This is a genomic window from Chryseobacterium ginsengisoli (genome assembly GCF_039542325.1).
GTDB lineage: Bacteria > Bacteroidota > Bacteroidia > Flavobacteriales > Weeksellaceae > Chryseobacterium > Chryseobacterium ginsengisoli.
The window spans coordinates 85388-102796 of sequence record NZ_BAABHX010000002.1 but is presented as its reverse complement, the minus strand read 5'-3'; the positions used below and the strand labels follow the sequence as shown (position 1 = coordinate 102796).

Annotated in this window: 19 protein-coding genes; 5 read left to right on the top strand and 14 right to left on the bottom strand. The window is 33.1% G+C overall.

Annotation, left to right across the window (positions count from 1 at the left end; genetic code table 11):
- Positions 1–14: 14 nt before the first annotated feature.
- On the bottom strand, positions 15–818 hold the full coding sequence (locus ABD940_RS05490; protein WP_345200844.1) for an AraC family transcriptional regulator: 804 nt from the start codon (positions 816–818) through the stop codon (positions 15–17).
- Positions 819–878: 60 nt separating this feature from the next.
- On the opposite strand from ABD940_RS05490, the gene ABD940_RS05485 reads away from it, so the two are divergent.
- Entirely contained in the window at positions 879–2009 is a 1131-nt protein-coding gene (locus ABD940_RS05485) for an Atu1372/SO_1960 family protein (protein WP_345200842.1), read from the top strand.
- A gap of 88 nt (positions 2010–2097) precedes the next feature.
- Here ABD940_RS05485 and ABD940_RS05480 read toward each other — a convergent pair whose 3' ends face one another.
- Both ABD940_RS05480 and ABD940_RS05475 read right to left on the bottom strand, forming a co-directional pair.
- Positions 2098–2607 carry a pyridoxamine 5'-phosphate oxidase family protein gene (locus ABD940_RS05480; RefSeq protein ID WP_345200841.1) on the bottom strand — a complete coding sequence of 170 codons (510 nt, stop codon included), beginning with the start codon at positions 2605–2607 and terminating at the stop codon, positions 2098–2100.
- A gap of 95 nt (positions 2608–2702) precedes the next feature.
- Positions 2703–3860, bottom strand: a complete 1158-nt coding sequence (locus ABD940_RS05475) for a helix-turn-helix domain-containing protein (protein WP_345200839.1) — start codon at positions 3858–3860, stop codon at positions 2703–2705.
- Between the two features lie 258 nt (positions 3861–4118).
- Between ABD940_RS05475 and ABD940_RS05470 the strand changes: the two genes are divergently transcribed.
- The gene (locus ABD940_RS05470) at positions 4119–7031 is read left to right on the top strand and encodes a TonB-dependent receptor (RefSeq protein ID WP_345200838.1); all 2913 of its coding nucleotides are present in this window, start codon (positions 4119–4121) and stop codon (positions 7029–7031) included.
- 9 nt (positions 7032–7040) lie between these two features.
- Positions 7041–7865: a tyrosine-protein phosphatase gene (locus tag ABD940_RS05465; RefSeq protein WP_345200836.1), complete on the top strand. Its 825-nt coding sequence runs from the start codon at positions 7041–7043 to the stop codon at positions 7863–7865.
- Between the two features lie 138 nt (positions 7866–8003).
- Here the strand turns inward: ABD940_RS05465 and ABD940_RS05460 are convergent, their stop codons facing one another.
- From ABD940_RS05460 to ABD940_RS05410, 11 genes are all read right to left on the bottom strand, one after another.
- The gene (locus tag ABD940_RS05460) at positions 8004–8378 is read right to left on the bottom strand and encodes a rhodanese-like domain-containing protein (protein ID WP_345200835.1); all 375 of its coding nucleotides are present in this window, start codon (positions 8376–8378) and stop codon (positions 8004–8006) included.
- Positions 8375–8677, bottom strand: coding sequence for a DUF3817 domain-containing protein (locus ABD940_RS05455; protein ID WP_191735159.1), 303 nt, complete (start codon positions 8675–8677; stop codon positions 8375–8377). The genes ABD940_RS05460 and ABD940_RS05455 overlap by 4 nt, the downstream gene beginning before the upstream one ends.
- 2 nt (positions 8678–8679) lie before the next feature.
- Positions 8680–9180, bottom strand: a complete 501-nt coding sequence (locus ABD940_RS05450; RefSeq protein WP_345200833.1) for a hypothetical protein — start codon at positions 9178–9180, stop codon at positions 8680–8682.
- 29 nt (positions 9181–9209) lie between these two features.
- Positions 9210–9800, bottom strand: coding sequence for a TetR/AcrR family transcriptional regulator (locus ABD940_RS05445; RefSeq protein WP_345200832.1), 591 nt, complete (start codon positions 9798–9800; stop codon positions 9210–9212).
- A gap of 91 nt (positions 9801–9891) precedes the next feature.
- Complete coding sequence (locus tag ABD940_RS05440) at positions 9892–10968, bottom strand: SDR family oxidoreductase (RefSeq protein WP_345200830.1); 1077 nt, start codon at positions 10966–10968, stop codon at positions 9892–9894.
- A gap of 100 nt (positions 10969–11068) precedes the next feature.
- Complete coding sequence (locus ABD940_RS05435; protein WP_345200829.1) at positions 11069–11650, bottom strand: Crp/Fnr family transcriptional regulator; 582 nt, start codon at positions 11648–11650, stop codon at positions 11069–11071.
- A gap of 128 nt (positions 11651–11778) precedes the next feature.
- Positions 11779–12168 carry a MauE/DoxX family redox-associated membrane protein gene (locus ABD940_RS05430; RefSeq protein WP_345200828.1) on the bottom strand — a complete coding sequence of 130 codons (390 nt, stop codon included), beginning with the start codon at positions 12166–12168 and terminating at the stop codon, positions 11779–11781.
- Between the two features lie 81 nt (positions 12169–12249).
- Positions 12250–13095, bottom strand: a complete 846-nt coding sequence (locus ABD940_RS05425; RefSeq protein ID WP_345200827.1) for an NAD(P)-dependent oxidoreductase — start codon at positions 13093–13095, stop codon at positions 12250–12252.
- 210 nt (positions 13096–13305) lie between these two features.
- Entirely contained in the window at positions 13306–14358 is a 1053-nt protein-coding gene (locus tag ABD940_RS05420; protein WP_345200826.1) for an aldo/keto reductase, read from the bottom strand.
- 39 nt (positions 14359–14397) lie between these two features.
- Positions 14398–14688, bottom strand: coding sequence for a DUF3861 domain-containing protein (locus ABD940_RS05415; RefSeq protein ID WP_345200824.1), 291 nt, complete (start codon positions 14686–14688; stop codon positions 14398–14400).
- Between the two features lie 21 nt (positions 14689–14709).
- Positions 14710–15696, bottom strand: a complete 987-nt coding sequence (locus ABD940_RS05410; protein WP_345200823.1) for an aldo/keto reductase — start codon at positions 15694–15696, stop codon at positions 14710–14712.
- A gap of 137 nt (positions 15697–15833) precedes the next feature.
- Between ABD940_RS05410 and ABD940_RS05405 the strand changes: the two genes are divergently transcribed.
- On the top strand, positions 15834–16676 hold the full coding sequence (locus tag ABD940_RS05405; protein WP_345200822.1) for an AraC family transcriptional regulator: 843 nt from the start codon (positions 15834–15836) through the stop codon (positions 16674–16676).
- A gap of 66 nt (positions 16677–16742) precedes the next feature.
- The gene (locus tag ABD940_RS05400) at positions 16743–17369 is read left to right on the top strand and encodes a CatA-like O-acetyltransferase (RefSeq protein WP_345200821.1); all 627 of its coding nucleotides are present in this window, start codon (positions 16743–16745) and stop codon (positions 17367–17369) included.
- Positions 17370–17409 lie beyond the last annotated feature (40 nt).

Below are 17409 nucleotides of genomic sequence, written 5' to 3'. Positions count from 1 at the left end.
TAATATCTAAAAATTTATTTTTTATTAATTTTCGGTTTTGATTTCATTATTGAAAAATAAGAACTTGTAAAAGCAGATAAACTTTGATAGCCAACTAAATAAGCTATCTGACTTAAAGTATATTGTTTCGTATCGATCAGCTCGATACTTTTTAAAATTCTTATCAATTGATGGTATTTTTGAAGGGTAATTCCTGTTTCATTCTTAAAGATTCTCTGCAAACTTCTGACTGACATTTTTCCTTTTTCAGCCAATGAATCAATGTCTAAATTATACTTAAAATTTACATTGATATAATGACAGACAGGAATCAGTCTTTCATCTTTAGGAACAGGAATTTCCAAAAAATTACTTTCTTTACAAAAATTGGGAAGGCTTTTCAAAATTGCTTTGAAAAATATATCTTGTTCTTCGTCTTCAGTCACAGATTGAGACCATTTTGAAGCATATAAAAGCATCTCTTTTAAAACGGCAGAAACTGCAAAAACCTGTAAATCCCGATAAAAATCATCTTTGAAAACAGATTTAAAAAGAAAAACCATCAGATTTACGGTCTGAGCTTCCGAAGTAATTTTATGCAATTTTCCCGATGGTATCCAAATGATATGATTTTGAGGAACCAAATAAATCTTCTGGTCAATATGAAAATACTGATAACCTTCTTCTACAAAAGTAAGTTGTGAACGGTGATGAGAATGTTCATAATCATCATGTTTCCAGTTTTTTTCATACCAAACATAAGCTTCTTTTTCAATTGAATCTACAAATTGGCTATCTGTTTGCTCCGTTAAACCACATTTTATTATGTCGTTTTGCATAGACTTTTTGGCAAATTTAATAAAAACGTCATGATTAATTTTGTATTGTAAAATTTATCAATGAAAAAAATATTTTCTCTTTTTATTTTAATCGTAAATCTCACAAATATTATGGCACAAAATAAAGCTAAAGTATTGGTTCTTATTCATTCAGACAATGGAGGAACTTACGAACTGGCAAAAGAAATCGCCAAAGGAATTGAAAGTGACAACAATGCAACAGCAATTATAAAACAGGTTAAAGAATCTCAAAATCAAAAGCTTAAAAACATTCCGGTCGCAACTGTGGATGAACTTCCGGCTTATGATGGGATTGCTTTTGGTTCGCCTGTTTATTTTGGAAATATCAGTACGGGAATGAGCGAATTTCTTTCTAAAACGGTAAATCTCTGGACCAATCATTCATTAGAAGGAATGCCTGCAACAGTTTTTATGTCAGCAGGAAGCGGAGCAGGAAAAGAATTGGCATTACAGGCTTTCTGGAACAGTCTCGCTGTTCACGGAATGGTTTTGGTTTCCAACGGAATTCGAGGAAATGAAAAAATTGACAAATCAATTCCGCAGGGAAATACGGTTTTGGGAACGACAACAATGGCTTCTTTAAAAGACGTTGAAAGACCGACAAAAGATGAAAGAATTTTAGCTCAGCTTCAGGGAAAAAATTTCGCAAAAATAGCGTTTGCATTAAAAGGAACATTCAATAGAAAAGAGGTAGCTTTTAATGAAAAATCAACTGATTTCAATCAAATTTTAAAAGAAAAGAATATCATTTTGCCACAAGTTCCCAAACCTGCAGGAAATTATAAACCTTTCGTCCGCACCGGAAATCTGATTTTTATTAATCAGGTTGCCTCAAAAGATGGAAAAATTTTCAATCCCGGGAAATTGGGTGTTGAAGTGAATGAACAACAGGTAAAAGAAGCGACAAAAGTTACCATGCTGAACGTTCTGTCTGTATTAAATGAAGCTGTCGGAGGAGATTTAAGTAAAGTAAAACAATGCGTTCAACTGACCGGAATTTTCAATACAAAAGACGATTATACCAATCATGCAGTTTTGATGAATACGGCTTCAGATCTGATTGTAGAAGTATTTGGAGAGAAAGGAAAACATGCAAGAGCAACATTGGGAGCGTCTTCAATTCCTGTCAATTCTTCGGTGGAAATTCAGGCAATTTTTGAAGTGGAATAGTTTTTTATATATTTTTAATCTTGTAGTTGAAAAGGCAGTGAAAAATTTTCACTGCCTTTTTTATTTTAGATTGATTGTTTTTGATTATCTAAACAGTCGCATTTCCTTCGACACCATCAGAATTATCCGTCGTTTTTCCTGTAATTGCAGACGCAACAAAAGTGAATAAACTCACCAGTTTTCCGGCTTTTGTATCCCAATAATACGTTTCTTTCGGTTCTACACGGATAATTGAAACTTTCGGATCATCTTTTCCTTCCTCAAACCATGCATTCGCCATTGATGACCATTTTTCTTCAATCGTTGCTTTATCTTTATAAATAGAGGCTTCTCCGAATACGGAAAGATACTGATAATCACCATTATTCATGAAAAATAACTGTACACGTCGATCGTCTTTTATTTCAAAATTTTTGTTACTGTCGTTACTGCTGATGAACCAAAGATTTCCCTCATCATCAGTTTCCTGCAGACCCATTGGTCGAGAATTGATTGGTAAAGTTTCTAATTCCGTACAAAACATACAGATTTTTGCGTTTTCTGATAATTCCTTGATTTTTTTGATCGCTTCTAAATGCGTCAGATTTTCTGTTGACATAATATTATATTTTTAATGATTGGTTTTAAATTACAATTCAAAAATCCGACCACGATTAAAATATTATGATGAAAATTGATTTTTAATTAAAAATTTTAAGCGCTGATTTCTAAACTCTGCGATTTGTTTTCATTAATTAAAGTTTTGTAATATTCGGAAGGAGTTTTGCCGATTATCTCTTTAAAATAACGGTTAAAGGATGATTTAGATTTAAAACCGGCTTCATAAGCAAACGATAAAAAATTAATATTTTCGTTTTTTTCAATAGCTTTTTCCACCATATTCCTGAAATATTCGATCCTGTATTCGTTGATGTAGCGGTAAAAAGGCTTGTGTTTGTAACCGTTCAACATTTCACTGATTTGATATTTATTAATTTCAGTTTTTAAAGCTAATTGATCCAGATTTAAATCACAATCTCTGAACAATTGTTTTTGCTTTACAGACTGATCCATTTTCTGCCAAAGTTCACTGAATTTTATTTCGTAATCAACAGTATTTAACGATAATTTTTCTTCATTAAAATTTTGATTAACAGCAATCTTAAAATCATTTTGAAGATCGATTTCCTTAAGAGAAATTATTTCAGTTTTAAGACTCTTTCTTACAATTAAAAGACAGATAATCAGTAATAAAAAATAGGCAACTGTTCTTGTAGAAATATTAATCAAATGATATTTTTCAGGATAAATATAAAGTAACGTCTGAGAAGCAATAACGAGAACTTCCATGAAAAGAATACAGTAAGAAATTCTTGCAATCACATCATATTCAATCTTTTCGAGATGCTTAAATTGACTTTTATTAATAATGAAAAGGCTTTTTATCGGATAATATAAATTAATAATAAAAAGCACATACAAACTAATATCATTATACAAATCAAGTAGTTTTTGATCCACATGATTCAATACAAAAAACACACAGGAAACCGTCAAATAACCGATCATTAATACAAAAAGCGGAATAAAAGTGTACCATTTTTTAGCTACATAAAAATCTTTTTTGGTTTTGCTTAAAGTATATAAATAGATCAAAGGTCCATAAGAAGCACCAATGAAGGTATTCATCTGTTGTCTGATACTTTCATCAGGGATAAAATTAAAGATGACAAATTTAATGATCAGATGAACAGCAATTGCAGAAAGCAGACAGATAAAAAGATAATTTGAGGGTGATTTTTTTTCTCTGAACTGTAAAAGCCAAAGTGCTACCAATGCCTGAAAAGCCCCAATGATAACTATATATTGCATTCTTCCTTAGGTTTTCACAAAATAAATACAAAATCTCCATTTTATCATTCAGAAGTCTATTATTTATCTATTAAAAATTTTATTTGAGGATTAATATTGTGTTCACAAATAAATAACAAATAGTTTAATTGGTTTAATTATCTAAAAATCAAATATTTAAAAGTGTCAATCCAACGAGTGATACGTTTGCGAATATGGTTTTTTCTTCTGGACGAAAGTAGATTTTGATTCATCCAATTTTGCCACAAAAAAATTCCTATGAATAATTCTATTGGTTTTTCAAAACAAAAATCTCGGATCATACAGATTTCTGCATTTTTCCTGATGGCATCTTTTGGAACCATTCATGCACAGACAATCAAAGGAACTGTGGTCGGCAAAACAAACGGAGCGCTTCCCGGAGCAAATATCTCAATTGTAGATGCCGATGCGAAAGCAGTTTCGTCATTAGACGGAGATTTTAATATTCTTTCTCCAAAACTGGGTGAAATCAATATTAAAGTTGAATATATCGGTTATGAAACGAAAATTTTTCCGATCACGATAAAAGAAGGAACAAACGATATCGGCTATATCACAATTGCTCCCGAAGAAAAGAAAAGCAAGGATAAAGTAAAAGATATTGAGCAGGTTGTGATTTCAAGACCGAATGCTTTAACTCAGGCAAAAGCTTACGAAATCAAGAAAAATAACAATGCCATTATGGAAGTGATTGCAGCCGATGCGATTGGAAAACTTCCTGACAGAAATGCTGCGGAAGCAGTACAAAGAGTTCAGGGTGTTGCCGTTGCAAGGTATCACGGTGAAGCAGATCAGGCAACTGTTCGTGGAACTCCTTTTGCGTGGACTTCTGCATTATTCAACGGAAATAGGCTTCCGAGTGCGAATGTTTTAGGGAACAGATCTTTTGTTTTAGACGTAATTCCTTCGGAACTGATTCAGTTTGTACAGGTTTCAAAAGCAGTAACTCCCGATATGGACGGTGACGCGATTGGGGGAAGCATCAATTTTATTACAAGAACAGCTCCGGCAAAGAAAACGTTAAGTGTAAGTGGAGCAGGAGGTTATAATACTTTTTCACAAAATGCAACGTACAACGGTTCAATCGTTTATGGAGATCGTTTTTTCAAAAATAAATTGGGCGTGATATTGTCGGGAGCAATTTGGGACAGACAATGGGGAGCAGATTCTTTTGATGTGACTTACAACACAGCATCAACCAACGAAACGCAAAGAAAATCCATCAGTACAGTGATGATGAAACGATACATGGGAACGCGACGAACGATTGGTCTAAATGGAGGACTGGAGTATAAATTTAATCCAAATAATAAAATATATTTCCGTGGAATGTTCAATAAGTTTGATGATATTCGTCCGGTTTATGAATCTTATGTAGATTATACAAACAGTCGTTATCAGTACAATTTCAGATATTCTCACTATCAAACGGAATTATACGGAATGGAATTAGGCGGTGAACACAGTCTTTCTTCAAAATTAAATATCGATTGGATGTTAAGTGATTATCAGGCGAAATATTTCCTTGATACACCTTCAACAAATGATATTAAAGGACTTCCGATCGCTACTTTCAGGCAAAAAATTACAGGAGGATTTACTAATCTTTCAAACGATGGAAAACGTTATTGGGGCTTTGATTCACCAAACGGAATTGGAGGAGAATATCACGACTACAGTTCCGATACAGCCAATCCAAATGAAGTGATGAGCGCAGATAAATTATTGCTTTCTCAATTGGTTATTTCAAAACTTGATAATAATGAAAGAGATAAAATTGTAAGATTTAATGTTAAATACGATATTAATTCGAATATTACGTTGAAAATTGGAGCAAAATACCGTGAAAAAGACAGAAACAGTACTTATGGATATACTGCTGTTTTTCTTCCGAATGCTTCTTTAGGAATTCCAAATTCTCCGGCTTTGTTGAGTTTGTCACAATTAACAACAAACGAACCGCCAAAAGGAACGACTTTTCTTAATGGAATGAATGGAGATTACAGTCAATATATCATGAATCCGCCGACGAAAGATCAGCTTTTTCAGATGTATTCTCCTGAATTTTTACAGCAAAACGGCTTTAAAGATTATTCGAATACAGAAACTAATGCGACAAGTGTTTACACCGGTTCAGAGAATGTTTTTGCAGCGTATGCAATGGCAGAAATTAAAGCAAGTGATAAATTTAAAATCGTCGGAGGTTTTAGAAATGAAACAACCAGACTTACTCTAAACGGAGCAAAAGCAACTAAACAAGGAACTCCGGCAACAACAGTAATTAGTGAATCTATTGTGGAAAGTAATTATAACGCCTTTCTCCCGATGCTTCATTTACGCTATAATTTTTCGCCAAAAGCGAGTGTAAGATTTGCTTATACAAGATCATTTATCAGACCGAATTTCGGTGATATGTCTCCCGGATCGAGCATTGACAATACTTCAAGCCCAAATAAAATTACAAGAGGAAATCCGGATCTGAAGCCGACTTTCAGTCATAATTTTGATTTGATGGGCGAATATTACTTTAACAATATTGGAATTCTTTCAGGAGGTGTATTTTATAAAAAGATTTCAGATATCGTTTTTTCGGACACTTCTATTATGAATCTTAACGGAACCGATTATATGGTAACACAATCAAAAAATCTTCAGGATTCTAATTTGCTAGGATTTGAAGTCGGAATCAACAAACGTCTGGATTTTTTACCAAATTTCTGGAGCGGTTTCGGAGTTGAATTTAATTATACATACATTGATTCTAGTGTTGATGTTCCGAGAACAACAAACGGAGTTCAATATTTTGATAAAACTACGCTTCCGAATCAATCGAAAAACCTTTTCAATGCAATTTTATATTACGAAAGCAATAAGATAATGATCCGTCTTGCAGGAAATTACAGAGGAAAATCCGTTGAAACTATCAATCAGAATTTAGGTCCGAATTATTATATCTGGTCTGATAAAAATTTCACAATCGACTTTTCGGCAAGCTATGATATCAGTAAAAAAGTAAAGTTATTTATTGAATTAAACAACTTAAGTAACGAAAATTTAAGGCTTTACATGGGTGACAATAAGAAAAGAATAACATCAAACGAATGGTACGGAAGCAGAGGACAACTGGGAGTTCGTTGGCAAATATTTTAAATTTTATACATGAAAAAAATAGTATTAACATTGGCAATTGTTGCTTTCGGAGCGACAACAAATGCACAAATTAATGACAGTCTTCGCAGAGTGGTAAAAATGGAAGGAGCATATAATTTCAGAGATACAGGAGGTTATAAAACTACTGACGGAAAAGAAGTTACGTTAGGAAAAGTTTTCAGAAGTGATGCAATTGATAAACTTACGGATAAAGATTTAAAAACTTTTAAAGACAAAAAAATCGTAACCGTTGTGGATTTCAGAGGTGTTGAAGAAGCAAAAAAAGCACAGGACAGACTTCCAGAAAACACAAGTTATATTCTTTGTCCGGCTGGGAGTAACAATCTTCCGACTGCTCAGGATATGGTGAAATTTTTGAAAGACAAAAACTTTTTGTTTGATATGTATGGAGAAGGCGGATTGCCTTATTTTGGAGAAAGATACAGAACTTTATTTGTTCAATTATTAACATTAAAACCCGATGAAGCATTACTTTTTCATTGTACGGGAGGTCGTGACAGAACAGGAATGGCTTCAGCTTTATTTTTGAAGATTCTGGGTGTTCCGCAAGAGATAATTGAAAATGATTATGTCGCTTCTAACTTTTATTTAGCCAAAAATCCGACGATGAAAGGAATGTATTCAGGACTTTCCAAAATGTCTGGAATGACTGAAGAAGAAATCAAACAGCAAATGGAATTAAGACCTGAATTGATAAGAAATTTCTTTGCCGCCATCGACAAAAAATATGGAACCGTAGAAAATTTCTTTCAGGTTGAAATGGGGATTGGACCAAGAGAAATTGCAGTTTTAAAACAAAAATATTTAAAATAAAAGTCAATTTGCTTCGCTTGTTAATTCTTTCAAACAGCATCCTTCATAAAATTCATCACCTGCGAAGCAAAATTGACAATTTACCTTAAAACTTAGTTAGATTTTTATAAAATAAGCCGTGTAGAATTTTCTCACGGCTTATTTGTTTTCTGAGATTTTTAGATTAAAATTTTTCTGCAAATCGCTCCATGCTCCACCGTTATGAACATTCTTAAAGCCTTTTTCCTTTAAAATATTCTCAACTTTTACGCTTCTCAAGCCGTGCGAACAAACAGTTATATAAGTTTTATTTGGATCAAGCTCAATATATCTTTCTCTGATCGTTCCTAAAGAAATGTTCTGAGATCCGGCAATATGACCGGTTTCGTATTCTTTTTCTGTTCTTACGTCGAGAATGATGGCCCCATTTTTAATTAATTTGTCTAAACCATCGTCCAAAGTTTGATATTTGTAAACGCGGTATACGACATAAATCAAAAGAAGTACTCCGCAGAAAATCAGGATATTCTTCATAGTTTGCTTAATATTTTCTTATCAATATAAAATGTTCCAAACGGAATAATACACGCCAAAAGCACTTTCCAGGTTGTTTCTTTAAACTTCCAGTTTTGTTCGACACCAACACTCAAAGTATTGAATAAAAACAATAAAAATAGCGAACCGTGAATCGGTCCCATCATTTTTACAAAAGCAGGATTATCAAATCCGTACTTCAATGGAACGGCTATGAATACTAAGGTTAATAATGAAATACCTTCAAGAATAGCAATAATTCTCAGGCGTCCGATTTTAGTTTTAAATAAATCAATCATAATTATCTGAAATAAGGTCTGTTAGCGAGAGGAGAGAATGGCCACGGAATGGCAATAAAAATAATAAGCAAAGCAATGGCAAAGTAAATCAGCATCGTTTTAAACTTCTCTTTATCAATTGTTTTTCTTTTGGAAATTGAAGATCCGATGGTAATTAAAATAATTGAAAAAAGCATCAGAAAAATATGAATCAATCCGAAAAACAGAAGATCAAAAGATTCTTTCGCTTCATTGAAAAGAGTCCAAAAATATTTGAAGATCGGGCTTTGAGAGTACAATGTAATTCCCAAAACCAATTGAATATGAGCAATCGTAGCCGTCCAATGTCTCACAGAATTATCTGTATTTGAAAACTCTTTATTCGAAAAATATCCTTTGTAAGCTCTGAAAATCGAGTACAGTAAACTCAGTAAAACCAGCCATCGAAAAGTAGAATGCAGAAATGTAAGCGTCTGATACATCATTAAATTTTTAACAACATGACAAAGGTATAACAAAAACATACTAATTAGTATGTTTTTAGTGAAAAAAATTATCTCAGAGTATCAAAATAAGATTTAAGTCCTTTTAGATAAACAAGATAAACTCCTTTGGAATTTTCTAATTTTCCTAAATTTCTTACTCCCCAATAACCTGATAATACAAAAACAGCTACTTCTTTTGAGTTAACATTAGATTTTATTGTTCCATTTTCTTTTCCTTTTTCGATGGCGTCGATCATAGCATTTTCCCATTGCAGGGAAAGTTCGTTTAAAGCTTTGGTAAAATCAATATTCCATGGAGCCATTTCCTGAGTAAAATTCGAAGCTGGACAACCGTATTCAACCTTCAGATTCTCATTTTCGATCAATAAATAATACATTAAGTTGTAAATTGTATCAATCGGATTTACAACGCTTTGAAAAGGCTCAATAAAAGTATTTTTAAAGTTAGGAATCATGAGTTCATTGATGATCGCCAAACCCATTTCATCTTTCGTTTTGAAATGATAATAGAAAGCACCTTTTGTCACTTTAGTGGTCGCAATAATCTCATCAACACTGGTCGTCTGATAACCTTTGCTGTAGATCAGTTCAAATGCTTTTTGAAGAATATTGAGACGGGTTGCTTCAGATTTTTTCATAAAATACCAATTGGTCTGTTTTACAAAGTAACGACATTTTAAGTAAGAAAAAAAGAGCTATTTTTGAAACAACTCTTTATGGATTTTAAACTTATGGAATCATCTTTTCTGCCTTTAATCTTTCAAAAACATCAATGAATGATCTTTCTGTATTTTGATATTCATTAAAACCTAAATTTCGGCTGTTGGTCATATCACACATTACTTCAAGTGGTCTTCCCAAATCTAGATCCGTATGCCACGCAGAAGATAATCTGTTTAAATTTTCTTCTTTCAGGCTATATTTTTGTGCGATTTCCTTCCATATTTCCTGATCATTTTCCATTTCTTTTTCAAGTGGTCTGATTTCATTTTCAAAATCAACAGCTTCGATTTCAAACCAATCTGCAAGTCCTTTCCAAAGCCATTTCCAACGAAAAACATCTCCGTTTGTAATATTAAAAGCTGTGTTTCTAGCAGATTCTGTCGTTGATGCCCAAACTAACTGTTTTGCCAATATTCTGGCATCTGTAACATCAGAAATTCCATTCCATTGTTCGAAAGATCCCGGCCAGATAAATTTTCGTCCCGTTTCTTTGCAGATACTTGCATAAACAGCCAGTGTTGAGGCTATATTCATCAGATTTCCAATAGCATAACCAACCACAGTATGCGGTCTGTGAATGCTCCAGGTGAAGCCGTCTCTTTCCGAAGCTTTATAAACTTCATCTTCCTGAGCATAATAAAAATTGGGAAGAGGAAGTCTCGGATGTTCTTCTCTTACAGGAGTTTCAGGTAATTTTCCTTCTTTTGCATAAGCTTCAAATGGTCCTAAATAATGTTTCAAACCTGTCACTAATGCTACATGTTTTACAGATTTTTTTGGAGACAAAACATCCAAAAGATTTCTTACCAACGCACTGTTGATACGAATATTTTCCTCTTCAGTATCATTCCGCATCCATGTTGTAAAATAAATGTGAGTAGGAGAAATGTTTTCTAAAGCTTTTTCAAGATTCTCAACATCAAGCAAATCTGCCTGTATTGAAATTAAATTTTCAATTGTATTGTTGGGATTTCTTGATAAACCATAAGTTATAAAACCTTGTGAGATAAGTTCCTGAGCAAGATTACTTCCCGTAATTCCGGTTGCACCGACTACTAATGCAATATTTTTACTGTTTTCCATTTTGTAAAATTTCTTCTACAAAATTATCACGGTAAATATCGAAAACACTTGATCTAGATCATGAGTTTCGATTGATCTCAGTCAACTGAAAATTTAAAATTCAACCTTTTAATAAGATCTTTTTACGAATTCGACTAACCGTTTCCGGAGCCAATCCAAGGTAGGAAGCAATCAGATTATGTGGAATTCTTTTAATCATTTCGGGATTATTTTGGGCAAACTGAAGGTATTTTTCTTCTGCAGTATGGCCGTTTGAAACAATTAATCTATAATCTTTGGTTATCAGGCTATTTTGATATAAAATCCTGAAATAACGATCCATTACAGGAATTTTCAGCATTAACTTTTCATAATCTTCATGATCAATCATCAGTAATTCCGTTCCTTCGACTGCTTCAATATTTACAACCGCTTTTTCCTGATTAATAAAACTGTTGAAATCTGAGATCCACCAACCTTCAAAAGCAAACATATTAATATGCTCACTGCCTTTTTCATCTACAAAATAAGATTTCAGCAAGCCTTTACTTACAAAAGAAAGACATTTACAAATCTCGCCTTCCTGCAGCAAATATTGCTTTTTACGAAGTTTTTTAACCGTAAAAAAAGATTGTAACTCAATTTTTTGTTCCTCAGTAAGATCTACTTTCTTCTGAATATGGGAAATGAGAACATCAAACATGAGATAAATATTTCATCAAAAATACTATTTTTCGAATCATAAAAATTAAGTCCTATATCTCCATTTTTTACTTTGATTACTTTTGTATTTAAAGGATCTAATATAAAGGTGGATAAAACGAATATTATTTATGAATTACTGTTATTCGGTTTAAATTTTTCGTAAAATAAAAACAATCCGAAGAGATAAATTGAGTGCAGTAACTGTGATTCAATTGCCGACCAATTTTCAATAGAGCAGCTTCCAAAAATTAAAATACTCATCAAAACAAGACCTGTATACAAAGTATATTTTGTTTTAAAATTGATTAATAACAAAGCTCCTATAATTGCTTCTGCGAAAGGTAAAATATAACTAAATGGAACAATTAAAGCCGAAGGAATTGCAGATTTTTCCATTGAAGTGACCATCCATTCGCTAAAAGATGTAAGTTTGGGAATCCGTACTAATCCATGCCCTAAAAGAGAGATCGCGACAGGAAGCCTCAAAAAGAAAAAAGCAGTTTTAAAATCTTTCATAATGAATGTATTTTGTAAAAATGTAAAATCGCAGAACCATTAATTTGTATTCAATTAAAGCTTGACAATTTTACATTTCATTTACTTTTTAAGATAATTAATAATTCCGATCACATCATCTTTTCCGAAGCCTGCATCATGAGCGGCTTGATAAGTTTCAATTAATGTTTTTGATAAAGGAAAATCTGCACCAGCATTTTTTGCGAGTAAAATATCTTTCAACATTAAATCTAAAGCAAAAGCCGGATCATATTGATCTTCAGTCAATAAAGGTGTTTTCACTTTTGTAGCGCCACTTCCGCTTGCACTTTCGTTGATAATGTCAAGCATATCTTTTCTTTCAATTCCCAGTTTATCTGAAAGCAGAATAGTTTCCGCCAAACCTTGATAAATCGTTGAAATAAAATAATTAACCGACAGTTTCGCAGCAATTCCTTTTCCGTTTTCTCCTAAATGCTTACTGTTTTTTCCTAATTTTTGCAGATAAGGTTCGGCTCGCTGAAAGTCTTTTTCTTCACCTCCAATCATGATAATCAAGGTTCCTTCTGCGGCAGGTTTTGTACTTCCTGCAACCGGAGCATCAATAAATCCGGCTTCTTTTACTTTGACGGCACTTGAAATCTCTTTCGTAGCTTCAGGAGAAATCGTACTCATGTCAATGAATAATTTTCTGGAGATATTTTGAGTCAAAATTTCCTGATAAACAGCTTTTACCGCATTATCATTGGTAAGCATCGTGAAAATAATATCCGAATTTTTCACCAAATCTGAAATATTTTGATAAACAGTTGATTTTTCTTTAAAATCTTCAGTTTTCTCAACAGTTCTATTATAAACAGAAAGAGAAAATCCTGCTTTTTCTAAATTTTTTGCCATCGGATGTCCCATGTTTCCAAGACCTATGAATCCTAATTTTTCTGTACTCATTTTATGATTTTGTTAATTGAAAATCCGTCAGATTTATAACCGAAATTATACGCTGAATCACGCAGCCCGACTTGAGCGGAAATCCTTTTGTGAGGAGGAACGACGAACAAAAGATTGGGAGCGGAAGGCGGATAAAGCTGCCCCAAATAAAATAATTTCAGGCGATTGATCAATAAATATGACGAATTTTCATTGTTTTTGTTTTAAAATTTACTTTAAGTGACTATAAAAATCCGGAGTAGGATTCAGACTTTTATTCTGCCATTGATGCCAATATGGATAAATCGGAGGAACTTCACTTGCTTTATCCAATTTTTCGACCTGTTCACGAGTAAGATTCCAGCCTACAGCTTCAAGATTTTGTTTTAACTGTTCCTCATTTCGGGCTCCAATAATGATGCTGGAAACTGTAGGACGCTGCAATAACCAATTCAGAGCAACCTGAGCAACGTTTTTTCCAACTTCGGCAGCAACTTCTTCCAATGCATCGATCGTGTTATAAAAAATTTCTTCCTGAACTACAGCTTCGGGAACCGGACTTCCTCCCTGTGCAATTCGGCTTTCCTGCGGAATTGGCTTGTTTCGTCCGTATTTTCCGCTCAAACGTCCTGATGAAAGGGGAGACCAGACAATAGCTCCTACATTTTGATCTAATCCTAAAGGCATTAATTCCCACTCATATTCGCGGTTTGCCAAAGAATAATAAACCTGATGAGCGATATATTTACTCCAGCCGTATTTCTCTGAAACGCCGACAGATTTCATTAAATGCCATCCTGAAAAATTGGAAGCCGCAATATAACGTACTTTTCCGCTGGTTACTAAATCGTCTAAAACTTTCAGTGTTTCTTCAACAGGCGTATTTCCGTCGAATCCATGCATATGATAAATGTCGATATAATCTGTTCCTAAACGTTTTAAGCTTCCTTCGATCTGTTTTAAAATATGTGTTCTGGAAGAACCTTGATTCAAAGGATTTTCACCAAAAGTAAAGGTAGCTTTTGTGGATAGAATTAGTTTATCACGTGAAATTCCTTCAATAGCTTTTCCTAAAACTTCTTCGGATTTTCCATCAGAATAAATGTCTGCAGTATCAAATAAATTGACTCCCGCATCCAGACAGATATTGATCAGCTTTTTTGCTTCATCCGCCTGTGTGCTTCCCCAAGCTTTAAAGAAATCACCTTCACCGCCAAAAGTGGCAGTTCCAAAACTTAGAACAGGAACCTGTAGTCCTGATTTACCTAAAAATCTATATTCCATTTTTCTTTTATTATTAAATTTGTTTAGATTAAAATTGATTTACTGGCTTTTCAGTTTTTTCATAAATTCCATAATTGCCGGTCTTAATTCTTCAAATAAAGGATGCTGTTTATTTTTAAGCATCACTTCTGTAAAAAGTTTTAAGCCTAAAGCAAATTCTTGTGCAGTCTGTTCGTTATCAAAAACTTTCCTATATTTTATTACATCAAAGATTTGAAATAAATCGTCATGATTTTCAAATTCAAATTCTAGTGTTTTTCCAGCTTCAGAACCATCTTTTAATGATACTTCTTTAAGCTCAAGATGATATTTATTGTTTCTTTTTTTCATTTTTTACTATCAAAATTCACATTAATTAAAATTATTAACCAATTCGTCAATCTTAGTTAATTCTTCTTTAGTTAAATTAATATCAATAGCTTTTGCATTCTGAACCGCCTGTTCTGCATTTCTTGCTCCAGCCAAAGCAATTGTAATTCCCGGTCTTTCGATCGTCCAACGCAGAACCAATTGTCCTAAAGTCGCGTTATGTTGTTCTGCAATCGGTTTGATTTTATCTAAAAGCTGATTCGTTTTTTCTATAAATTCAGGTTGAAAATGCTTGTGATTTGCACGGTGATCTCCTTCCTGAAATTTATAACCATTGTGGATTTTTCCTGTTAATAATCCTCTTTCTAAAGGACTGTAAGCTAAAATCGATTTATTATTTTCAATGCAATAAGGAACAGTTTCTTCTTCAATCCCACGATTCACCATACTGAAAGGAATCTGGTTTGAAACTAATTTTAAAGTCTTTTCAGCTTCTGCCATTTGTTGGGCATTATAGTTACAAACTCCTGCAAAACGTACTTTTCCCTGTTCAATTAATCTTGAAACCGCTTCAAAAGTTTCATCAATCGGAGTCGTAGAATCCGGCCAGTGAATTTGGTACAAATCGATATAATCTGTTCTTAGTCTTTTCAAACTCTGTTCACATTCATAAATGATGCTGTCTTTTCCTGCAAATTTGTAAACATCTATATCTTTTCCGTCATTATCCTTGCTGTGCATTGCGAAATCACCTTTTGCAAGATCCCATCTCATTCCAAATTTTGTCAAAATCTGAACTTTGTCCCGGGAAATTCCTTTTATCGCCTCACCAACAATTTCTTCGCTTGTTCCCTGTCCGTAGATCGGAGCGGTATCAATTGAAGTCACTCCAACATCGTAAGAAGCTTTTATGGCTTCAATGGCTTCATTTCTATCTGTGCTTCCCCACATCCATCCTCCTGCAGCCCAAGCTCCAAAAGTGATGGCTGAAACTTCTAAATCACTGTTTCCTAATTTTCTGTATTCCATATTTTTTTTATATTTTTAATGATAAAAAATTAACCTTTAATATCATTTAAATGAATTATTAAAGGCTTGTACAAATTTTGTCAAAAAAATCTATTTCAAGGTTGTAAAAATCGTTTAACATATTGTAATTTTAAGCTATGAAACGTAAACAGTTTGAACCTTTAGAAATTGATACTTTTGAAACATCTGTTTTTCCATTTCCGAAACACAGTCATACTTATTATGAAATGATCTATATTTTCAAAGGCTGTGGAAATCATCATATTAATAAACTTGTAGTTCCTTATAAATCAGGAGATCTTTATTTGATTTCTCCCGACGATGAGCATTTTTTTAACATCAAAAAATCAACCAAATTTTGCTTTATTAAGTTCAATGACAGTTATTTCGAAACCAACAAACATCTTTCACCGGACAATCTTACAACGACTTCTCCGGTTGATATTATGCGAAATCACTTATTAAAGGAAGAAAAATTAGTTTTCGACGAACCTTGTAAAACAATTCTGAAAAAGACAGTCGAAAATATTATTGAGTACAATAAATTTCACAAAGTTTCAGATTCTTCGATCATGTTTTTCCAGATTTTATCATTGTTTGGTCTGATTCGTGAAGCTTCTGCAAAATTTTTAAATATCAATCTAGAAAGCGGAACGATAAAAAAAGATGATCTTATTTCCTACATTCATCAAAATATTTATAGTCCGGAACTGATCAGAATTAATGTGATTTCCAAACATTTTAATATTTCTGAAACATATTTCGGAGCTTATTTTAAAAGGAATTTCGAAGTTTCTTACAGAAAATATATCACAGATTACAAACTGAAATTAATTGAAAGAAGAATTCAGGCAGGACAAATGACCATGAAACAAATTGCTTTTGAATTCGGATTTACAGATGAAAGTCATCTGACCAATTATTTTAAAAAGCAAATGAAAATTAACCCTTCTGATTATAAATTTCAACATGCTTTATAATTAAAATTTCTTTGCTGCAATTTTTAAAATCGATAAAACTTACGGAAATTTGCAAAAAATAAATCAATGAAGGTAATAGATATTGAAAGCTGGAACAGGAAGGAACATTTTGAATTTTTTTCCAAGATGAAAAGTCCGTTTTTCGGATTTACAACGGAGGTAGACTGCACGAAAGCTTATGATAAAGCCAAAGAAGAAGGCAAATCTTTTTATGCTGTTTATCTTTATAAATCAATGGTTGCCATCAATACTGTTGATGAATTAAAGCTCAGAATTGTTGACGGAAAAGTGATTTTGTATGATGAAGTTCACGTTGGAGGAACAATTGGAAGACCCGACGGAACATTTGGGTTTTCGTTTTTTCATTATTCGGAAAATTTTGAAACTTTTAATGAAGAATTGCAAAAAGAAATAAAGTCTGTCCAGAATTCAGTGGGATTAGGAATCAGCAATGATGTTTTACCAATCAATCATATCCGACACACAGCCATTCCTTGGAATTCATTTTCAACTATCTTGCATCCAACCAATTTTGATCCGAAAGAATGCATTCCTAAGATAGCATTCGGAAAATTTACCATTCGTGAAGGAAGAAAAATGATGCCGGTTTCCATTGAAGCGCATCACGGTTTGGCAGATGGAATTCATTTGGCGAAATATATTGAAGCATTTCAGAAAGAATTAGATAAATAATTTAACTTACGGAAAACCGTAATCGATATTTTTCAATTTT

Excerpts from the sequence above, each read along its gene's own strand:
- ABD940_RS05490 (WP_345200844.1), bottom strand. The coding sequence starts at position 818 with ATGCAAAACGACATAATAAAATGTGGTTTAACGGAGCAAACAGATAGC.
- ABD940_RS05485 (WP_345200842.1), top strand. The coding sequence starts at position 879 with ATGAAAAAAATATTTTCTCTTTTTATTTTAATCGTAAATCTCACAAAT.
- ABD940_RS05480 (WP_345200841.1), bottom strand. The coding sequence starts at position 2,607 with ATGTCAACAGAAAATCTGACGCATTTAGAAGCGATCAAAAAAATCAAG.
- ABD940_RS05475 (WP_345200839.1), bottom strand. The coding sequence starts at position 3,860 with ATGCAATATATAGTTATCATTGGGGCTTTTCAGGCATTGGTAGCACTT.
- ABD940_RS05470 (WP_345200838.1), top strand. The coding sequence starts at position 4,119 with ATGAATAATTCTATTGGTTTTTCAAAACAAAAATCTCGGATCATACAG.
- ABD940_RS05465 (WP_345200836.1), top strand. The coding sequence starts at position 7,041 with ATGAAAAAAATAGTATTAACATTGGCAATTGTTGCTTTCGGAGCGACA.
- ABD940_RS05460 (WP_345200835.1), bottom strand. The coding sequence starts at position 8,378 with ATGAAGAATATCCTGATTTTCTGCGGAGTACTTCTTTTGATTTATGTC.
- ABD940_RS05455 (WP_191735159.1), bottom strand. The coding sequence starts at position 8,677 with ATGATTGATTTATTTAAAACTAAAATCGGACGCCTGAGAATTATTGCT.
- ABD940_RS05450 (WP_345200833.1), bottom strand. The coding sequence starts at position 9,180 with ATGTTTTTGTTATACCTTTGTCATGTTGTTAAAAATTTAATGATGTAT.
- ABD940_RS05445 (WP_345200832.1), bottom strand. The coding sequence starts at position 9,800 with ATGAAAAAATCTGAAGCAACCCGTCTCAATATTCTTCAAAAAGCATTT.
- ABD940_RS05440 (WP_345200830.1), bottom strand. The coding sequence starts at position 10,968 with ATGGAAAACAGTAAAAATATTGCATTAGTAGTCGGTGCAACCGGAATT.
- ABD940_RS05435 (WP_345200829.1), bottom strand. The coding sequence starts at position 11,650 with ATGTTTGATGTTCTCATTTCCCATATTCAGAAGAAAGTAGATCTTACT.
- ABD940_RS05430 (WP_345200828.1), bottom strand. The coding sequence starts at position 12,168 with ATGAAAGATTTTAAAACTGCTTTTTTCTTTTTGAGGCTTCCTGTCGCG.
- ABD940_RS05425 (WP_345200827.1), bottom strand. The coding sequence starts at position 13,095 with ATGAGTACAGAAAAATTAGGATTCATAGGTCTTGGAAACATGGGACAT.
- ABD940_RS05420 (WP_345200826.1), bottom strand. The coding sequence starts at position 14,358 with ATGGAATATAGATTTTTAGGTAAATCAGGACTACAGGTTCCTGTTCTA.
- ABD940_RS05415 (WP_345200824.1), bottom strand. The coding sequence starts at position 14,688 with ATGAAAAAAAGAAACAATAAATATCATCTTGAGCTTAAAGAAGTATCA.
- ABD940_RS05410 (WP_345200823.1), bottom strand. The coding sequence starts at position 15,696 with ATGGAATACAGAAAATTAGGAAACAGTGATTTAGAAGTTTCAGCCATC.
- ABD940_RS05405 (WP_345200822.1), top strand. The coding sequence starts at position 15,834 with ATGAAACGTAAACAGTTTGAACCTTTAGAAATTGATACTTTTGAAACA.
- ABD940_RS05400 (WP_345200821.1), top strand. The coding sequence starts at position 16,743 with ATGAAGGTAATAGATATTGAAAGCTGGAACAGGAAGGAACATTTTGAA.